Raw genomic sequence first — 18105 nt, 5'->3', positions numbered from 1 at the left:
GGGTTATGTAAGAAATGGATGTGATAGAGTGATTCGTTATACGTTGAATGCTGATTCTACGAGAGATTTTTGCTCGCGCTTGTGAACCGCCTTGGAACCTGTGGCTGGGCTGGATGCTGCACGGCGGCCAGAGTAACGGATGTTAGTCTGCAGTGTCTGCATCAATCGTGGGGCGATATAGCTCCATGCGCCCATGTTCTGAGGCTCTTCCTGACACCAGACCATTTTGCCTGCGTTCGGGAAGTTGCTCACAAGAGCTTTCACCATGTCCTCATGATATGGATAGAGCTGCTCGACACGGAGGATAGCGGTATCATCGATGCCCGCTTTATCACGATGCTCGGTGAGATCGTAGTAAACCTTACCAGTACAGAAGATGATACGATCTACCTTCTCTGGGTTTTCAAACACCTTGTCGTCTGGGAGAATCTCCTGGAAGCAGGAACCTTCCATGAAGTCCTCAACCTTGGAAACTGCTTCAGCGCGAGAAAGAAGACTCTTAGGAGTCATCAATACAAGTGGCTTACGGAAATCACGGCGCTTCTGGCGGCGAAGTGCGTGGAAGTACTGAGCTGGTGTCGTAAAGTTACCTACCTGTATGTTCTTCTCAGCACAGAGCTGGAGGAAACGCTCAAGGCGCGCACTGGAGTGCTCAGGCCCCATACCCTCGTAACCATGAGGAAGAAGCATGACCAAGGAACTCGGTGTCTGCCACTTGGATTCAGCGGAGGAAATGAACTGGTCAATGATTACCTGAGCACCGTTAGAGAAGTCACCGAACTGAGCTTCCCACATAACGAGCATGTTCGGGCACCCAAGTGAGTAACCATAGTCAAATCCGAGAACTGCTGCCTCGGAGAGGAGCGAGTTGTATACACAGAACTTGGCTTGGTCACCAGAGAGGTTCTGCAGTGGGATGTAGCGCTCACGAGTCTCACCATCATAGAATACAGCATGACGATGTGAGAAGGTACCGCGGCGGCAGTCCTGACCAGAGAGACGCACAGGATTTCCTTCCATCACGAGAGAGCCAAATGCGAGAGCTTCAGCAAGAGCCCAGTCAATCCCCTCACCTTTTTCGATCGCTTCCTTACGGCGCGGCACGAAACGCTTGGCTAGTGTCGGGTGAAGATTAAAGCCTTCTGGGACAGTGGTGAGAACATTACCGATGTGGTCGAACTTCTCACGAGAAATTCCAGTCTGGGCTGGCGCATGAGTGTATGGAGGCTGAGGCTCAGCAGTAGAACCACTGAATTTGGAGCGATCACCCTGCTCTTCCAGCTCACGCATGGTCTTGTATCCGTCTTCCAGCTCGTTCCAGATGTTGTCCTGGACAGCATCTGCTTCCTGCTTGGTCAGTGAACCGTTTTCAACAAGCTGAAGCTTGTAGCTCTGGCCGAATGGCTTGCGGCTATTGATCTTGCGGTAGATGTGTGGAGCAGTGAATGCAGCCTGATCAGTCTCGTTGTGTCCCTGACGACGGTAGCAGTACATGTCGATCACGACATCGCGGCCAAACTTCTGTCTGAACTCGAGCGCAAACTCGGCAGCCCAGAGCAGCTCTTGAGGATCTTCGCCGTTGACGTGCAAGATAGGAGCTTCGATCATCTTCGCTACGTCTGTGGCGTAGGCGGATGAACGAGCATCTTCAGGCATCGTAGTGAAACCGATCTGGTTGTTGACGATCAAATGAATCGTACCACCTGTACGGTAACCTGGAAGCTGAGAAAGGTTGAGCACCTCAGCCACGGAGCCCTGACCCGCGAATGCGGCATCACCGTGGATGAGAATCGGGAGAACCTGCTTACGGTCTGTCTTCACACCATCATCCCCAAGAATGCGCTGGCGTGCACGGGCCTTACCTTCAGTCACTGCGTTCACTGCCTCGAGGTGAGACGGGTTCGCTGCAAGACTCAGACGGACTTCGCCACCATTGATTTCACGTACTTTTTCGTAGCCGAGGTGGTACTTCACGTCGCCATCACCAGCCACGATCGCCGGGACATAGTCTGGAGTGAACTCATAGAGAATGGTGGTCAGTGACTTGTGGAGGAAGTTGCGGAGAACGTTCAGACGGCCACGGTGAGCCATCCCCAGTTCGATTTCCTTCACATCACTCTGTGGAGAATTTTCCAGGATGGTATTCAGAAGCACCATCAGGCCTTCACCACCTTCAAGGGAGAAACGCTTCTCACCGAGGAACTTCTTACCAAGAAACTCTTCGAAAAGCTCAGCTTCAAGCACCCAATTCAAAACCTTGGTCTTAGTCTCTTTGTTGAGATCCAGTTTGTATCTGTGCTCAATTTTGGAACGGATCCAGTTACGCACCTCAGTATTATGGATGTGCATGAACTCGAAACCAATCTTGCCGGAGTAGGACTCCTCAAGTGCTGCAAGCATCTCGCGCAGAGTCATCTGCTTTCCGCCACGGAAGAACTGAGTGGTTGCATCACGATCCAGGTCAGCATCTGAAAGGCCGAACTGGCTGAGCTCGAGACGAGGGTTACGTACCGCTGCGTCATGAAGTGGGTTGATCTGGGCCTGAGTGTGGCCAAGTGTACGGTAATTATAGACCAGACTGACACAACGGCCTCTGAAATTCAGGTTGTGGTCACTCGCCGCTGGAGCTTCTGCTGGCACAGAACTTGCTCCTTCGCCAGCTGCTGCTTTGCCGTCCTTGCTCTTGACTTGTGCAGCACCGAGTTCAAATCCCTCGAAGAATGCAGACCAAGTTGGCTCTACGGATTGAGGATCATCGCACCATTGTTCGTATTTTTGATCCAGAAGATCCGCGTTTAAGCGGGCAGATACAGAAGATTTCATTGTGATGTCGTGGGCTTGAAACTTTCTCAATGACCTCATTTATTGCTTGGTCAATGTGAGAGATGACTTTACTTAGAAGTCCGACGGGCAAGAGTCAATCGCGCATCTGACATTTTCGCCCTATTTGCCAATCTCGTTCATACATTCTATTAATTCCGCACAACACCATGATAGATCTTCATAATTTGACAAAACGCTACGGCCGCTTCACAGCCGTAAAAGATCTCTCTTTCCACGTTGGAAAAGGCCAGGTCGTGGGCTTTCTAGGCCCTAACGGTGCGGGAAAAACAACGACCCTGCGCATGCTGACTGGCTACCTCCCCCCGACTTCCGGGACAGCCACCATCGCTGGTCACGATATTTTCAAAGATTCCATCAAGGCTCGCCGCAATATCGGCTACATGCCAGAAAACGTCCCTCTCTATGATGACATGCGCGTGCGCGAGTATCTCAGATTCAGGGCCCAAATCAAAGGCCTGCGAGGCCGCGACGTCCGCAACCACGTAGGTGAAGCGCTCGAAATGTGCGGTCTGCAGCACATGCGCCGCCGCATGATCAAGACCCTCTCCAAGGGTTACCGCCAGCGTGTTGGACTGGCTGACGCATTGATTAACCAACCTGAACTTCTCATTCTCGACGAGCCTACCAACGGCCTCGACCCGAACCAGATCCGCTCGATCCGTAAATTGATCAAGCGCCTCGGGGAAAAACACACCGTTCTGGTATCTACTCACATCCTGAGCGAGGTTGAAATGGTGGCCGACCACGTCGTCATCATTGACTCTGGTCAGATCAAAGCCTCAGACACCCCCGTCAACCTGATCAAGAACATGCGCGCTGCCGGCAAGGTCAGCCTGGAGATCCGTGGTGACCGGGATACTATCCAAGCTGCACTTGAGCGCCTGGAGCACGTGAAGAAAGTGATCACCGAACCATCAGACGATGGCTGGATCCATTTTTCGATCCTTTGTGAGTCAGGCACCGACACCCGCGAGCGTATTGCCGAAATGGCTTCCCAATACGGCTGGCCTATCCGCACCTTGCACCGCCACCAGGCCACACTGGAGGACGTCTTTGTCGAGCTCACTCGCAGGGACTAAGATTTTTCTCGAAATATCCACACTCAAAGCGCAGTATCTAAAAGCTGGAAAACCAGCTTTTCAGATGTCGTTAACTCATACCGAACCGACGCGGCTCAGTGCCGTTATCTTTTCGTGCAAAACCACCCTACTCAAAGCGCGGCGGGCAGTGGTTGATTTGAGTTCGAGCCAGTTAAAGCGACACAAGCGTATACAGAGTTCGCTTGAACTGCCTATTGTCTCCCACTCACATAGTGCGCTATGGTCACACGACAATCCTGCCGAAACCACGCTAACGGCTGGCAAGGTACAAAATCTGCGTATTGCATGCCGGGCACTAAACCTCACTTATATACCAGCGGGAGAAACATTTAGCTTTTGGAAGCAAATTGGCCGCACCACCAAGACCAAGGGTTATGTAACGGGGAGAGAACTACGTGAAGGCTGCATTATCCCCACTTTAGGAGGAGGCCTCTGCCAACTCAGTAATGCTCTCTATGACGCAGCCTTGAAAACTGGTTCACGAATCATTGAGAGACATGCACATTCACAGGTAATTCCTGGATCACTTTCTGAACTCAACCGGGATGCCACGGTCTATTGGAATTACGTCGATCTACGCTTCACCACATCCTTCGATCTTCTCATAGAAGCTAAACTGACGAAGGATCAACTCATCATTACATTCCGCGGCACTCCTCCGGGACCGCTCAAAGAATCTAAACCGGAAAAACAAGAATCACCTCAAATACCGATAGGAAACTGCTATTCATGTAATGTTACCTCATGCTTCCGTAATGCTCCACAAACTCCGGATGCAATTCGCTTTGGAAAAACCGCTGCATTGGTCGACGCGGTAACGCCTGAATTCAAGAAGTATATAATGCAACGGCTCAACCAAGGTGATCATCTACTCAGTCCGATTTCAACTCGATTCTTTCCTTCGTATCTGTGGAGTGCGCCCAAGAACGTCGCGGTCAAACAGTGCCCACTAACCGCAATAAAAAAAGCTATCCAACTAAGGCGCATCCCCAAACAAGGTAAAGCCTTACAAGAAACCTTGCTCAGATACGACCGACTGTTAGCCGAATCCTATGCTAAGAAACTAGACTACTCTGTAAGCCACCTCATCATCTCTATCAATCTACTCCCACATCTTTGGGAAGCAGGAGTCCTAGGCGGACGCACCTTTGACGTACTCGCACACCGCTCTCCAATCTCTAAAATCCAAGAGCAGCTGAATCAAGCTCATCTCTTGCACCCACAGAGTACTACGCTCACCGACTTCCGAGCAGTCGAGAAGTATCTGAAGCTTGAGCAAGAAGCTTTACTTCACGCCAACCGTATCATTTCCCCTCATTCCTACATATGTGGACAATTTGAAAACCATCAACAACTCGATTGGATCGCACCCGCCCCCCAACCTGTCACCGTGAGAACCAACTCACGTAAAAAGATCTTCTTCCCAGCCTCAGCCCTCGGCAGAAAAGGCATCTATGAGCTAGTGGAGGCTCTCAAGGATAAAGACATCGAACTACTGATCTTAGGAAACGCTGATGAGGGATCATCTTGCCCTCTTGGGAAGTTCAACTGGAGAAAAGCCTCCATATCTGACATGGCAGACTGCGATCTCGTCATACTTCCAGCTCATGTAGAGCACTCTCCCCGCCCTCTACTCAGGGCATTATCCCTGGGCATTCAAGTCATTGCCACGAAAGCATGTGGTCTCCCTGAACAGAAAAACCTAATGCTTCTGGATTCCCCTGATGATTTAGTCCGTGAAATCGACAAGTTCTTGATCTAAGAGTTCTGCACACCCATGCCAGAACTTACTTCAGCCGAGAAACAACGTTACGCCCGCCACTTCACACTTCCCGAAGTTGGCGAGGAAGGTCAATTGAAGCTCAAGCAATCCTCCGTACTCTGTATTGGAACTGGCGGCCTGGGATCCCCCGCAGCTCTCTATCTTGCAGCCGCAGGTGTGGGGCGCATCGGCCTGGTAGATTCTGATCATGTGGAATCCTCCAATCTGCAGCGCCAGATCCTGCACGGGGAATCTTGGATTGGAAAACCTAAGTTGGAGTCAGCCGCGCATAGACTCCACGAAACCAATCCCCATATCGAGATCGAGCTCCATGAGGCGCGTTTTACGGCTCAGAATGCCCGTCAAATCGCTGAGAGCTACGATATCATCATTGATGGCACAGACAACTTCCCCACCCGCTACCTTTCCAACGACCTGGCATTTTTCCTGAATAAGCCAAACATATACGGCTCCATCTTCCGCTTTGAAGGTCAGATTTCAGTGTTTGCCCCACACCTTGGCGGCCCCTGCTATCGCTGCATGCTACCGGAGCCTCCCGATCCCGGCTCGGTTCCCTCATGCGCCGAAGCAGGCGTACTGGGAGTACTCCCTGGAATCATCGGGTCACTCCAAGCGATGGAAGCGATCAAACTCATTCTGGGCATTGGCTCCCCACCATTGGGCAAGCTCGTGCACTACGACGCCTTGAGCACGAGTTTCAGATCATTCAACATCCGAAAAGATCCACAGTGCCCACTATGCGGCGACAACCCGACCGTAACCGACCTCATAGACTATGAGGGATTCTGCGGTCTAGCACCTACAAACACGATGAACGAAATCACCATTACCGAACTGAAGACGAAACTTGATGCTGGCCTGGATGGCATCCTGCTGGATGTCCGCACCCCCGAAGAATACGCGGCAGCCAAAATCCCTGGTGTGACTCACCACATTCCACTGCAGGAACTTCCCGAGCGCTATCAAGAAATCCCGACAAACAAGACTATCTACGTTCATTGCAAAGTGGGTGGACGTTCCGCCAAGGCCTGCCAATTCCTCTCCACGGTGGGAATCAATAATACCACAAACGTGAAGGGCGGAATTGATGCCTACCGCGATCTGATCGACCCCACACTGCCGCCTGCCTAATTGCCATGATTCGCTCTCTTTTATCCAGCGCCCTCATTCTATCGCTGAGTACACCATTGGCTCACTCTGCGGAGCAGGAGGCAGCATCTCTCAGCACACAAGAGGCCGCCACCACCCTGGAGTCCCTGTGGAAGAAATATGCAGAAGACTATAAGTCATCCGCAGACTACAAGGCCTTTGGCGAACTACCTCCAGCCTTACCCGCTAAGCCGGACAAGAACTTCAAACTGGTGGCTAAAGGGATCAAAACTGGCGAGCACACCATGCCATTTGTAGTGCTCAATAAAACTCCTGAAGAGGGCAAGAAATCTCCACTCTATATCTGCCTCCACGGTGGTGGGCAATTCGGCAAAGCTGAGGGCCCTCATGCATGGCCTGTAAACACCCGCGAGTGGCAGACTCAAATTTCATTGGCTGCAGGTCGCTACCCAAAACACGGTGTCTTCTTTGTGCCCAGAATGGCAGACGACCGCCTCGGACGTTGGTACCATGACCTGAATGTGGATGTTTTTGACCGCATGATCAAACACGCCATTCTCGAATGGAATGTGGATCCAAACAAAGTCTACTTGCTGGGCATTTCAGAGGGCGGATACGGAACCGATAAACTACTCCCCTATATGGCTGACCGTTTCGCCGCTGGCAATTCGATGGCAGCAGGCTCTTTGGTAAAGATCGGCTCCCACACAACCGCTGAAAATCTCAGAGACACCCCGATGCGGACAGACATCGGTGGAAACGACACCATGTTTAACCGTGTCGGTTTGGCCAAGGAACTACATCAGGTTCTGGACAAATTTGAGCAAGCGAACCCTGGTCACTATGTTCACAAGATCAATATCCACGAAGGCAAAGGACATGGTGGATGGGATTACGGCTTGGGTCCAGTCTGGCTAGCCCAGCACTCCCGCGACCCTCAACCTTCCAAACTCGTCTGGGTAACCTCCCCAGCCCAGAAACTCACCCGCCCAATGTTCTACTGGCTCGGTCTATCAGGTGACAACATCCCGAAAGTCTGTCGCATTGAAGCACACGCTGACAAAGCAAAGAATATCATCAACATCAAAGCCGATGTGATCGACAAGGAGAATGACAAGCTCACCCCCCTGACAGGAGTCACACTGAATGTCTTTCTCAACGACAAGCTGATCAACCTGGATCAAGCGTTCACCGTGAACATCAACGGCACCAAAGTCCACGAAGGCAAAGCGCCTCGCCTGGACAAACACCTCTCTGAGACAATAAAAATGACGGGCGACCCAACTCAGGCCTATCCCGTCATTCTAAAATTTGAGCTTTAAACCAGCTTATTTGGCAAGATTGGGAGTCTCACCATGGGGCTCCCAATCTGTATCAGCCAGATTCTGGAGCTTACGCTTCAAGCGTGTTTTCGCTACGGAGCTCACACGGTCAGTGAATAAAATCCCATTGAGATGATCCACTTCATGCTGGATCGCTCTGGAGAGAAGACCATCAGTCTCAATGTGCAGCACACTGCCGTCAAGCTGCGGCAAAGTCGCTTTGACTACGACTGGACGACGAACTTTGGCACGTATTTCCTGGATGCTCAAGCAGCCTTCGGTATCCAAATCTTTGTCCTTACCAAACTTCAACTCTGGGTTAATAAACACCAAAGGCATGATGTCTTCCAGCTTAGCATCCTCGCCATTGACCTTGAGGAAGCTGATGCATTCCGGATCATGGGCTACATCCACTACGGCAAGACGCAGGTCAACACCCACTTGTGGAGCAGCAAGGCCAACACCTTGGGCATCACGCATGGTCTCGAGCATATCATCGACAAATTGCTCGATTTCTTTATCCACTTGCTCCACCTCTCTGCACTTCTTGCGCAGGACCGGATCACCGTATTGAACAATATTTAAAACCATATTTCGTACTTCGGTAGTGCCCGCAGGAAACCATGCCCCGTCAGGCGGTATGGCAATGCCCTACACCTAAACACTTCGCTTGGCTACCCTATTTCGTCAATCTTACTCAAGCTAGCTCTTAGCTTCACGCACACGTGTGGGGAGATTCGCTTCGAATCCCGCCTTGGTCAGAGCCTCATAGATCATGATCATCTGCTCAAGCCTGACTCGTTTATCCAGCTCAAGCTCAAGCTTGGTGTATGGGTTATTCTCTTTGAGAAGCGTCAGGTAATTTACCAACTGCCTCTCATCGGATATCTTGACTGGCCCCAAGGTGATTTCACCATTCTGGGACATCGCCAAGACCGTTCTGGGCTCCACGATCTGCTTCACCTCAACTTCAGTTACCGTAGGCATCGAGACATCCAGAATCGGACGTTTCTTCTTCGGTTGCATCGTGACGATGAAGAAGATCAGCAGAATCACCAAAATATCGATCAAGGCAACGATCGGAATCGCTGGAATCTGCCTTTTTGGATAATCAAATTTCATCTTATCAAAGGATTATCCTGCTTTAGGCAGCTCTATCCTGCCCTTTGCCATGGTTACGCATCGCCCCGGTAAATCTCTCCAGCAGCACTTCCATGCGTGCTGAGTATGCCTCGATCTTGCGGTTGAAGACACTGTGGGCAATCACTGAGGGAACCGCTACAGCCAGACCTGCAATCGTAGTCGTAAGCGCCTCAGAAACCCCTCGGGCCATCAGAGTCATCTTGGACTCATCTACGTTACCGAATCCGTCGAATACAGTCGTGATACCACTCACGGTTCCCAAGAGGCCCAGTAGAGGCGCGATCACGATGACCACTTCAAGAATCTGTACTCCATTCTGCATACCTACCAGCTCCTCACGGGCATTCGCCTGGACCGCATCTTGCACCTCGTCTCCGCCGTGCTCCGCACGATCCACCACGACTTTACAAAGCCGATGAAGAACACTGTCTCCTGATTGCAGTTCACTACTGATCTGATTTGCTGAAGCTTCATCACCACGATCACTGTAGGCATTCAACTTATCTACGAGCGACTTGGGAAGAATTGCATTCTGACTCAGCAAAATGGCTTTGAAGATAATGACCGCAATCGATGCTACAGAACAAATCAGCAGGATGTACATGAAGACTCCCCCCTTCTGGAAGAAACCGGTAATGCTCTCGAACAATGATGCATCATCCTGAGCTAGAATCGTAAATAATGTGTCCATAATAGTTTAGAATTCGAAGTTAATCTGGAAATACAATGGGTCTCCGTTGAGCTCATCTTTGACCGCTTGGGGCATAGGAGGAATTTTAGCCGCATTGATTGACTGGATGGTGATCCCTTTCTGGATCTCACCACCTGCTACCTGGTTTTTGATCTGTGGCGGCGTAATGGTACCATCTTCCTTCACAAACCAGTACATGGTGAGTGATCCAGGAAGTAGAAGATCCGCTCTCTCTCCACATCTGCGATACCACTCCTTGGCTACACTATCACTGACTTTTTTCATGTAGCGCCCTGTGGGTGTCGATTTTACATTGAGTGAGGCTTGACTGCCTTTTCGACGAATCGAGCCCAGACTCTGAGTTGCTGTCGTATTCGCCCTGAAGCCAGCTTCTGACTCACGTTTCGCCAGCTGCTTCTTCCTCTCCTCCTCAGCTTTGCGTTTTGCGGCCTCCATTTCAGCCCGCTCACGCTCCAGCCTCTCTTTCTCCTTACGGGCCTCCTCCATTTGCTTGGCTAGCTGACGTCGTTTTTCCTCCTGCTCTTCCTCTTCAGCCTTCTTTTTAGCGAGTTCAGCAAGACGGGCGATTTCCTCGGCAGATTCGGTCACCTCAACCTTATTGGGTGAATCCCTCAGCTCTTTCTTTTCTGGTGACTTGGCCACCTTCTCAGAGACGCGCTCCTTCATGATATCAGGCTGACTCTTCTCTGGTGGCCTGGATGGCACCGGCTGTGGCTGGTTGACCTCCTCCACTTTCTTTTGAGCAATGGAATCACGCTCCAACTTGCCGTCCTGATAGCTGCTGGCCACTTGCTGATTAAAGTCTTTCTTCTCGCCAGCTACCGAAGCTCTATCCGGGGCGTTGGCATCAGCCTCTGCCGTGCTACGCGCCACCGTATCATGCTCACCAATCAATTCGGCATGATCAACCTTTCCTTTCGCCTGACTGCTATCGGTGCGAACATACTTCCGGCTCGGCTTGGGTATGGGCTTGGCCTGAGGCTCCACCTTGGGAGGCTTGGGAACAGCCACCGCTTTGGGCTTCGGCATGGGCTGTACAGTCATTCTCATGACCACATCAGGCTCAGCAGGCTTCATCTCCTCGACAGGCTTGGATTCCGAATGACGAGAAGAAATTCCAAGGAACAAAAAATAGAAAATAACCATGTGAAGAGCTGCAGATATCCCCCAGCACTTCCAAAACAGTTCCTGCTTTTTTGATTTTCCTCTCACTAAACGCGACCAATCTGGACGATCCGCCCCAGGAACGCAACCGATATTCCTCGACGCCCCTAGATAAGCGAGGAAATCAAGAATGCGGCTAATATCCACAAAATCGCCCCAAACAGAGCGTCCACCCATCGGCTCAACCTCTTATAGGCAGCTTTCACGCCTTTCATTTGCAGCAAACAAGCCCACAGACACCATAGTATCATTCCCTCAAAAACAATCGTAAGCCAGAGCACCAATGCCCAGCTGCTCCCTGAAGCAGTTCCTAAAAATGGCATTACCACCCCAGCCAAAAACACAGCAACTTTAGGGTTCAGCAGGTTACAGAGAAATCCACGCCGCCAAGACTTCCAGAAAGACTCTTCAGACCTGTACTCTGGATTCCCCATACGCAAATCTGGGTTCGACCAGGCTTCCCGGAAAAGCTGCCATCCGAGCCAAAGCAAATACAATACGGCCGCAGAAGTCAGGCCTATCGACACGATACCCCCCTGCATGAGAAGAGCAGCAAGCCCGAAAAGAGCTATCGCCGAATGAATGCCAAGCCCCAAGGCAATTCCCAGAGCAGTCGCGCAGCCAGCTTTCCAGCCTTTGGCCAATGCCGTACGTGTGAGAAGCAGCATATCTGGCCCTGGGGAAAATTGACCCAAAGCCATCACACCTGCAAAAGCCATCCATTCTGAAATCACTGCAGAGAGATCCATTCCACAGACCTTGCCCCAAAGTCAATCAGATCAGCGTGTGGGCTCAATCCAAACCATACGCAGTGCATCAGGTCTCAGGCGTGCTGACTGAATCGCTTCATCCAGCACCTTCATATGATTCTCAAGTGCCTCTATCTCTTCTTCTCCAATCATTGGATTAACTGCAGCCAAGGCTTTGATGCGTCTAATCTCAGCCCTGAGCTGTTTCTTCATCTCTTTCCTGGCACCATCAATGACTGCAGGCATTTGAGCCTTAGCAAGCGATTCTAGCTGATCTAGCATCTTTGGCACCAAATGCTGTTTCACCACTGGTTTTGCGAGTAGTTTGCGCAACCCTCCTTTTCTGAGTTTGGCATTGAGTAGGGCCTTCTCATTGGAGAGGTCCGCACCGTTGTGATCTACCACCACTCGTATTGGAGTGGCCGGCAGGAAACGATCGATATGCAAGTCGCTCGGCGCAATCACTTCGATCACAAAGTACTCCTCCATAAGGATCCCCTTCTCTCCATTCTTCTCCCAAACACCAAAGGTGGCATTACCTGATTCGGATCCCAGGAAGAGATCGAAGCAAGCCCTTGCAATTGGGTGATCCCAAGTCATGAAAGTCATCTCTTCACGAGCAAGCGCCTTGGCACGATCAAAGGTAACGCTCACCCCTTCATCAGGAATGTTAGGAAAGGCATCGGTAATGAGGTTCCCGGGCTTGATGAAGTAGGTACGATCACTCAGGTCCTCTACATCGAGACCAAAGTAATCTAACATGCGTACTAGAAACTCCTCAAAATGAGGATCTGCATCTGCCGCCTGTAGTTTCTTAATGACCGCCTTTGCCTCAGCCGGGTGATAAGAGTTAAGCTCCAGCAGACGATCATAACCACCAGCCAACCTCTGGCCAACTGTCTCCCTTTGCTCTACTGTAGCTTCAATCAAACGCTCGACATCGTCTTCATCAAATGATTCCTCGAGATCGAGCAACTCGTCCTCAAAAACCTGAAAGATTTCTGTAGCTCCATGCACGTTTTGTTCCAGAGCACCCAGACCTTCATGATACCATCGCGCCCATAACTCTCCTGAGCTTTCAAGGGCATAAGGCACATGAATATGAATGGTGCTGGTTTGCCCAATCCGGTCGAGTCGCCCGATTCGCTGCTCCAGAAGCTCAGGATCTTTCGGCAGATCAAAGAGAACCAAGTGATGAGCAAACTGGAAGTTTCGGCCCTCACTACCAATCTCTGAACAGAGCAGAACTCGCGCCCCCTCCTCCTCAGCAAAGTAAGCGGCATTACGATCACGCTGCAAAAGACTCAACTCCTCATGGAAATGAGCAACATTCACCTGAACCTCCGTAAGAAGCGCCTCGGAGATCTCCTCGACCATCTCTTTAGTTTCACAGATCAGCAGCACCTTCTCGTCGCCCAGCTCATTCAATAAACCTACCAGCCATGAAATCTTCTCCTCAAACTCGTCCCCATCCAACTCCACCAGATGAGCCTGCCTCTCAGGAAACCCTGTTAGACTAGAGCGTGTATTTCTAAACATCACACGGCCCGTACCAAAACCATCAAGTAAACTTTCCACAAGAGAGGCACGTGCACTTTCATCGCCAGAATCCAGTTTCTCAGCCAATTCCTTGACTTGTGAGGAATGATCCGAGAACTGAGACAGGTCGACTGAGTCTCCATTCTCGATTTGTTCCACCACCGTGGCTACTTCCTCATACTTCTCGGACTCAGCAATGAAACTATCTAAGTCATTAAACCTCTCTGGATCGAGCAAACGTAGTCGCGCAAAATGACCTTCTTGGCCCAGCTGCTGAGGAGTTGCTGTCAGCAGCAAAACACTCTCGACCGTAGAGGCCAAGCCTTCGACCATCTCATACTCAGCACTCACTTCGTCCTGTGACCAGCTCAAGTGATGAGCTTCATCGACAATCAACAGATCCCAGCCTGCTTCTTTGGCCTGCTCCGCACGTCGCTCATTGGATGCCAAGAAATCCACACTCGCTATGACGAGCTGACTATCCAGAAACGGATTAGCTTCAGGGTCATTCTCTTCTATGGAAGCACAGCGGCCTTCATAAAAGATGCTGAAAAGCATATTGAAGCGGCGAAGTAACTCTACGAACCACTGGTTAATCAATGGCTCTGGCAGCAAAATCAAGACTCGGTTGGCACGCCCAGTGAGGTGAAGCCTGTGCATGATCATACAAGCCTCAATGGTCTTCCCAAGCCCCACTTCATCAGCCAGTAGAACTCTAGGACTCAAGCGCTTTGCCACTTCACTAACGATCGAGAGCTGGTGAGGCAAGAGATCGGTCCTACCTCCCAAATACCCCCTTAGAGGCGATTTACGAATATCGTTTTGTCTATAGAGGGCCTCAGCTCTGAGCCTATAGACATGGTCTTCATCCACTTGGCCTCCATAGAGACGATCATGAGGCATATTGAAGCCCATGGTATCTGACAACTGAGCCTCTGGGATATCTCCCTCCTCAGTTTGATAAGTAACAATTCCATCAGCTTCTGATAGAGAAGACACTTCTAATTCCTTCCCATCGTGTGTGACAATGACTTCACCCACCTTATAAATCACTCGGCGGAGAGGAGCTGACTCCAGTGCATAACAACGTGTTTCCTCGGCAGCCGGGAATAACACCTCAAGCGTCGCATGCTCTACCCTGAGAATCATTCCCAAACCCATTTCAGGTTCCGAATCACTCACCCACCGCTGACCTGGAATAATCGCTGCTCTATCCATAGAAGAGCGCGAACCCTACTTCCCGATTGCCAACAATCAATCCCCAAAAGCAAAAGATTCTGTAATCATCACTTAACCCGCTGAGACAAAAAAATCGCCAGATGGCACTCCCATCCGGCGATCATCATAATTAGTATAGCTTTAAACTTATCTGACTTTGTGTTTCGAGCGGTAGCTTCCCGGAGTCATCCCCGTCTCACGCTTGAATGCTCTTGAGAAATAAGGTGCAGAAGTAAACCCTGAAGCTTCTGCAACTTCCTCCAATGTAGAACCTGTCTCACGCAGCATCTTCTGCGCAATTTTGATTCGTGTATCGTTGAGCACTTCCAAAATAGACATCCCTGTCTCCTTCATGAACCTCTGCTCAAGTGGTCGACGGCTAAGACCGCATCGTTTCACCAAATCACCAACACTTACCGGAGTATGGGCAGATTGCTGAATCAATTCTAACAGGCGATCAACATAGGGATCTTTCTCTGCTGTCGCACCAGTACTGGCTCTGCGCTGCACTCCAATAGGAGGAATTGATTCTTCACTGTTCCCATTGACCCTGCCACGCAGGATATGATTGATCAACTTCGCCCCCTGATAGCCCTTGGTCCAGTGATCCAGCTCGATCGTCGAGACTGGCACCGGAGCCAGCTCTTCAGGCTTTTGCGCATCTTTTGCTAAAGAGATCAGTGCCACCTGCTCAGGAATTCGAATCCCAAAACCAAGCAAATACTCCTCAACCGTGTGCACCACACCAGTATGCGGCGAGATAAATCCTACCTTTCCATCATCACACAATTCTTTAATTCTGCAGGCCAGATCCAAGAAATGCTGCCCCATTGACGAGCTCTCTTCCTTGGAAAAGTACTCGAATCTCATATCCGGATACTTTTCCACAGCCTTCATTGCGCCTTCAAAGAGCTGGTGATGCATTATGTTAGCTGGATTCACCTTTCCCATGAAGACGACATTGCACCCCGCCTCAGCCAACTCTTCTACCATCATCTCTGCACAAGCAGCATAATCAGTGAGAATTCTGTGTTTGTGCTCGGTAGCCACATTCAGCTCCACTCTGGGCAGATCTATTTCTTCCAGGATCTCTTTTACCGCTTTGGCATCATAAATATGACTGATCACTCCATGCCAATTTTCGAGAACCTCTCTGTTTACCCAGTCTGCACGCATTGCCCAGCGCACATCCAATGCCAGATCATCACGACCAGAACAGAATGCCAGAGCACCTGAAATCACATCAGGTCTGTACCAATCCATCAGGACTCCGATTACTCGCTTACCTTGCATAGTTTGTCACAGTACGTAAAAATTGCCTACCGAACAGTGAAATCTCACCTATCGACCTCAAATCGTTAATTATTTGCGTCATAAATCAATGCAATATGTTAACGCTAATCTCAGTTTTAGATAAAAACGAAATCCACTCGATTTAGGGTTTCCTGAGTAGAGAATCATGATTAGTTTGCGCGGACATATGTCCGAACCAGCAATCGCCAGCGCATCTGAACTCACCGTCCGCTACTCGCATCACACCGTGCTAGACGGGGCTACCCTCGCCATTCATGCAGGTGAACGCATTGGTCTGGTCGGGCGCAATGGCTCGGGCAAATCCACCTTCATGAAAATCTGCGCACGCGCAGATGATCCAGACAGCGGAGAGTACACCACGCGTAACGATTTGGTGATCGGCTACCTGCCTCAGAACTTTGAACTCCCTGAAGACGCCACGGTATTAGAAGCCACCTTATCTGGTGCCCAGTATGTACAGGACCTCATTGCTGAGTACGAGAGCTGCGACCCCACCACCAAAAGAGGCGCCGACCTCATGGAGAAGATCAATCACTTTGATGGCTGGACTATCGATTCACGAGCCACTTCCCTGCTGAGCAACCTGCATGCTCCAGACCCTGAACGCATCATCTCCACCCTTTCTGGAGGCGAAAAAAGACGTGTAGCCCTAGCAAGAGCTCTTCTGGCACAGCCTGACTTCCTCATCCTAGACGAACCTACAAACCACCTAGATACTGGCTCGATTGAATGGCTGGAAATCTACCTGTCGAGATATACCGGAACTTGCCTCTTTGTGACACACGATCGCTATTTCTTGGACCGCATCGCGACAAAAATTGTCGAAATCGCTCGCGGCAAATGCATCGCCTACGACGGCAACTATACCGACTACTTGGTTTCCCGTGCTGAGCGCATGGCCATCGAAGCCACCAACGAGCATAAACGCCAACGCTTCCTTAAGAAAGAACTCGAATGGGTGCGCCGCCGGCCATCTGCACGCCGCACCAAATCTCGAGACAGACTCGACAAGTATTTCGAGATTGCCGACCAAGCTCCTCCAGAAAAAGAAATTGATGTAGACCTCATCATCCCCCCCGCCCTCAAACTCCCCAATCGAGTCATCGAAGCTGAAGGGCTGAGCAAATCCATTGGCGATCGAGTCCTATTCCGTAATCTGGATTTCAAACTAGAGCCTGGCGAGCGAATCGGCATTGTGGGCCGCAATGGCATGGGAAAATCTACCCTCATCAAAACACTTTTAGGATTCACGGAGCCTGATACCGGGAGCGTCCACATCGGAGCTCGTACCGAGATCAATTACGTGGATCAAAACCGCCTGCTACTCGATGACCAGAAATCGATTTTCGACGAAGTTGGAGAGGGTCAGGAGTACGTAAAACTCGGCGATGAAACCCTGGGTCTTCGAGCTTACCTCAAACGATTCCTTTTCAGTGACGAACGAATCAACACTAAGATTGAACTCCTCTCAGGTGGTGAACGATCCCGAGTCCTTCTCGCGAAAATTCTTAAGAAAGGCGGTAATGTACTGGTACTTGACGAACCTACAAACGACTTAGACCTGAATACCCTCCGCCTGCTGGAGGAAGCTTTGGCACACTTCGAGGGCAGCGTTCTCGTGGTATCGCACGACCGATTTTTCCTGAATCGAGTATGCACAGGCATCTTGGCCTTTGAGGATAACGGCTCGATCCACTTCAGCCCAGGCTCCTATGATTATTATCTGGAAAAGAAAGCGGAACGAGATGCCCAAGCTGCTGCCTATGAAAAGCTGACAACCAGCAAAGAAAAAGCCAAGCCCACTAAAAACAAAGGTGACGAACCAAGGAAATTAAAGTGGAAAGAAGAGCGAGAGCTTGAGACAATTGAAGAGGATATTCTTGCTGCTGAGGAGGAGGTAGCCACCCAAGAAGCGGTCATCAATGAACCCAACTTCTACGCCGAACACACCCACGACTACCAAGACTACGAAACCAAGCTGAAAGAAGCTCAGGATAAAGTCTCTCACCTCTACTCACGATGGGAAGAGCTGGAAGCCGTTCGCGCTGCCTACGAAAATTTCAAAGCCACTAATTAAGGGAGAGAAAACCCTTCACCTACAGCCTCA

Annotated in this window: 13 protein-coding genes; 5 read left to right on the top strand and 8 right to left on the bottom strand. The window is 50.5% G+C overall.

Annotated features, from left to right (window positions below; genetic code table 11):
- Positions 1–36: 36 nt before the first annotated feature.
- The gene (locus BUB27_RS07375; protein WP_143183177.1) at positions 37–2823 is read right to left on the bottom strand and encodes a 2-oxoglutarate dehydrogenase E1 component; all 2787 of its coding nucleotides are present in this window, start codon (positions 2821–2823) and stop codon (positions 37–39) included.
- Positions 2824–2990: 167 nt separating this feature from the next.
- On the opposite strand from BUB27_RS07375, the gene BUB27_RS07370 reads away from it, so the two are divergent.
- The 4 genes from BUB27_RS07370 to BUB27_RS07355 all read left to right on the top strand — a co-directional run bounded on the left by BUB27_RS07370 (position 2991) and on the right by BUB27_RS07355 (position 8159).
- Positions 2991–3923, top strand: coding sequence for an ABC transporter ATP-binding protein (locus tag BUB27_RS07370; protein WP_143183176.1), 933 nt, complete (start codon positions 2991–2993; stop codon positions 3921–3923).
- Positions 3924–3987: 64 nt separating this feature from the next.
- Positions 3988–5706: a VanW family protein gene (locus BUB27_RS07365; RefSeq protein WP_143183175.1), complete on the top strand. Its 1719-nt coding sequence runs from the start codon at positions 3988–3990 to the stop codon at positions 5704–5706.
- A gap of 15 nt (positions 5707–5721) precedes the next feature.
- Entirely contained in the window at positions 5722–6858 is a 1137-nt protein-coding gene (gene moeB / locus BUB27_RS07360) for a molybdopterin-synthase adenylyltransferase MoeB (protein WP_143183174.1), read from the top strand.
- Positions 6859–6863: 5 nt separating this feature from the next.
- Positions 6864–8159 (top strand): hypothetical protein, encoded by a 1296-nt coding sequence (locus tag BUB27_RS07355; protein ID WP_143183173.1) that lies wholly within the window; start codon positions 6864–6866, stop codon positions 8157–8159.
- Between the two features lie 6 nt (positions 8160–8165).
- On the opposite strand, the gene def is transcribed toward BUB27_RS07355, so the two are convergent.
- From def to BUB27_RS07320, 7 genes are all read right to left on the bottom strand, one after another.
- Entirely contained in the window at positions 8166–8750 is a 585-nt protein-coding gene (gene def / locus BUB27_RS07350) for a peptide deformylase (RefSeq protein ID WP_143183172.1), read from the bottom strand.
- 111 nt (positions 8751–8861) lie between these two features.
- Positions 8862–9281, bottom strand: coding sequence for an ExbD/TolR family protein (locus tag BUB27_RS07345; RefSeq protein WP_143183171.1), 420 nt, complete (start codon positions 9279–9281; stop codon positions 8862–8864).
- Positions 9282–9303: 22 nt separating this feature from the next.
- Positions 9304–9993, bottom strand: coding sequence for a MotA/TolQ/ExbB proton channel family protein (locus tag BUB27_RS07340; RefSeq protein ID WP_143183170.1), 690 nt, complete (start codon positions 9991–9993; stop codon positions 9304–9306).
- Between the two features lie 6 nt (positions 9994–9999).
- Complete coding sequence (locus tag BUB27_RS07335; protein WP_143183169.1) at positions 10000–11160, bottom strand: hypothetical protein; 1161 nt, start codon at positions 11158–11160, stop codon at positions 10000–10002.
- Positions 11161–11285: 125 nt separating this feature from the next.
- A complete protein-coding gene (locus BUB27_RS07330; protein ID WP_143183168.1) occupies positions 11286–11927 on the bottom strand; it encodes a LysE family translocator in 642 nt (213 codons plus the stop codon).
- 30 nt (positions 11928–11957) lie between these two features.
- Complete coding sequence (locus BUB27_RS07325) at positions 11958–14684, bottom strand: helicase-related protein (protein ID WP_143183167.1); 2727 nt, start codon at positions 14682–14684, stop codon at positions 11958–11960.
- Positions 14685–14831: 147 nt separating this feature from the next.
- Positions 14832–15977 carry a helix-turn-helix domain-containing protein gene (locus BUB27_RS07320; RefSeq protein ID WP_143183166.1) on the bottom strand — a complete coding sequence of 382 codons (1146 nt, stop codon included), beginning with the start codon at positions 15975–15977 and terminating at the stop codon, positions 14832–14834.
- Between the two features lie 187 nt (positions 15978–16164).
- Here BUB27_RS07320 and BUB27_RS07315 point away from each other — a divergent pair, with 187 nt between their 5' ends.
- Positions 16165–18075: an ABC-F family ATP-binding cassette domain-containing protein gene (locus BUB27_RS07315; protein ID WP_143158910.1), complete on the top strand. Its 1911-nt coding sequence runs from the start codon at positions 16165–16167 to the stop codon at positions 18073–18075.
- Positions 18076–18105: the final 30 nt, after the last annotated feature.

It is taken from the genome of Rubritalea squalenifaciens DSM 18772 (assembly GCF_900141815.1).
Lineage (GTDB): Bacteria > Verrucomicrobiota > Verrucomicrobiia > Verrucomicrobiales > Akkermansiaceae > Rubritalea > Rubritalea squalenifaciens.
This window is presented reverse-complemented; position numbering and strand designations above follow the sequence as displayed.

Excerpts from the sequence above, each read along its gene's own strand:
- BUB27_RS07375 (WP_143183177.1), bottom strand. The coding sequence starts at position 2,823 with ATGAAATCTTCTGTATCTGCCCGCTTAAACGCGGATCTTCTGGATCAA.
- BUB27_RS07370 (WP_143183176.1), top strand. The coding sequence starts at position 2,991 with ATGATAGATCTTCATAATTTGACAAAACGCTACGGCCGCTTCACAGCC.
- BUB27_RS07365 (WP_143183175.1), top strand. The coding sequence starts at position 3,988 with ATGTCGTTAACTCATACCGAACCGACGCGGCTCAGTGCCGTTATCTTT.
- moeB (WP_143183174.1), top strand. The coding sequence starts at position 5,722 with ATGCCAGAACTTACTTCAGCCGAGAAACAACGTTACGCCCGCCACTTC.
- BUB27_RS07355 (WP_143183173.1), top strand. The coding sequence starts at position 6,864 with ATGATTCGCTCTCTTTTATCCAGCGCCCTCATTCTATCGCTGAGTACA.
- def (WP_143183172.1), bottom strand. The coding sequence starts at position 8,750 with ATGGTTTTAAATATTGTTCAATACGGTGATCCGGTCCTGCGCAAGAAG.
- BUB27_RS07345 (WP_143183171.1), bottom strand. The coding sequence starts at position 9,281 with ATGAAATTTGATTATCCAAAAAGGCAGATTCCAGCGATTCCGATCGTT.
- BUB27_RS07340 (WP_143183170.1), bottom strand. The coding sequence starts at position 9,993 with ATGGACACATTATTTACGATTCTAGCTCAGGATGATGCATCATTGTTC.
- BUB27_RS07335 (WP_143183169.1), bottom strand. The coding sequence starts at position 11,160 with ATGGTTATTTTCTATTTTTTGTTCCTTGGAATTTCTTCTCGTCATTCG.
- BUB27_RS07330 (WP_143183168.1), bottom strand. The coding sequence starts at position 11,927 with ATGGATCTCTCTGCAGTGATTTCAGAATGGATGGCTTTTGCAGGTGTG.
- BUB27_RS07325 (WP_143183167.1), bottom strand. The coding sequence starts at position 14,684 with ATGGATAGAGCAGCGATTATTCCAGGTCAGCGGTGGGTGAGTGATTCG.
- BUB27_RS07320 (WP_143183166.1), bottom strand. The coding sequence starts at position 15,977 with ATGCAAGGTAAGCGAGTAATCGGAGTCCTGATGGATTGGTACAGACCT.
- BUB27_RS07315 (WP_143158910.1), top strand. The coding sequence starts at position 16,165 with ATGTCCGAACCAGCAATCGCCAGCGCATCTGAACTCACCGTCCGCTAC.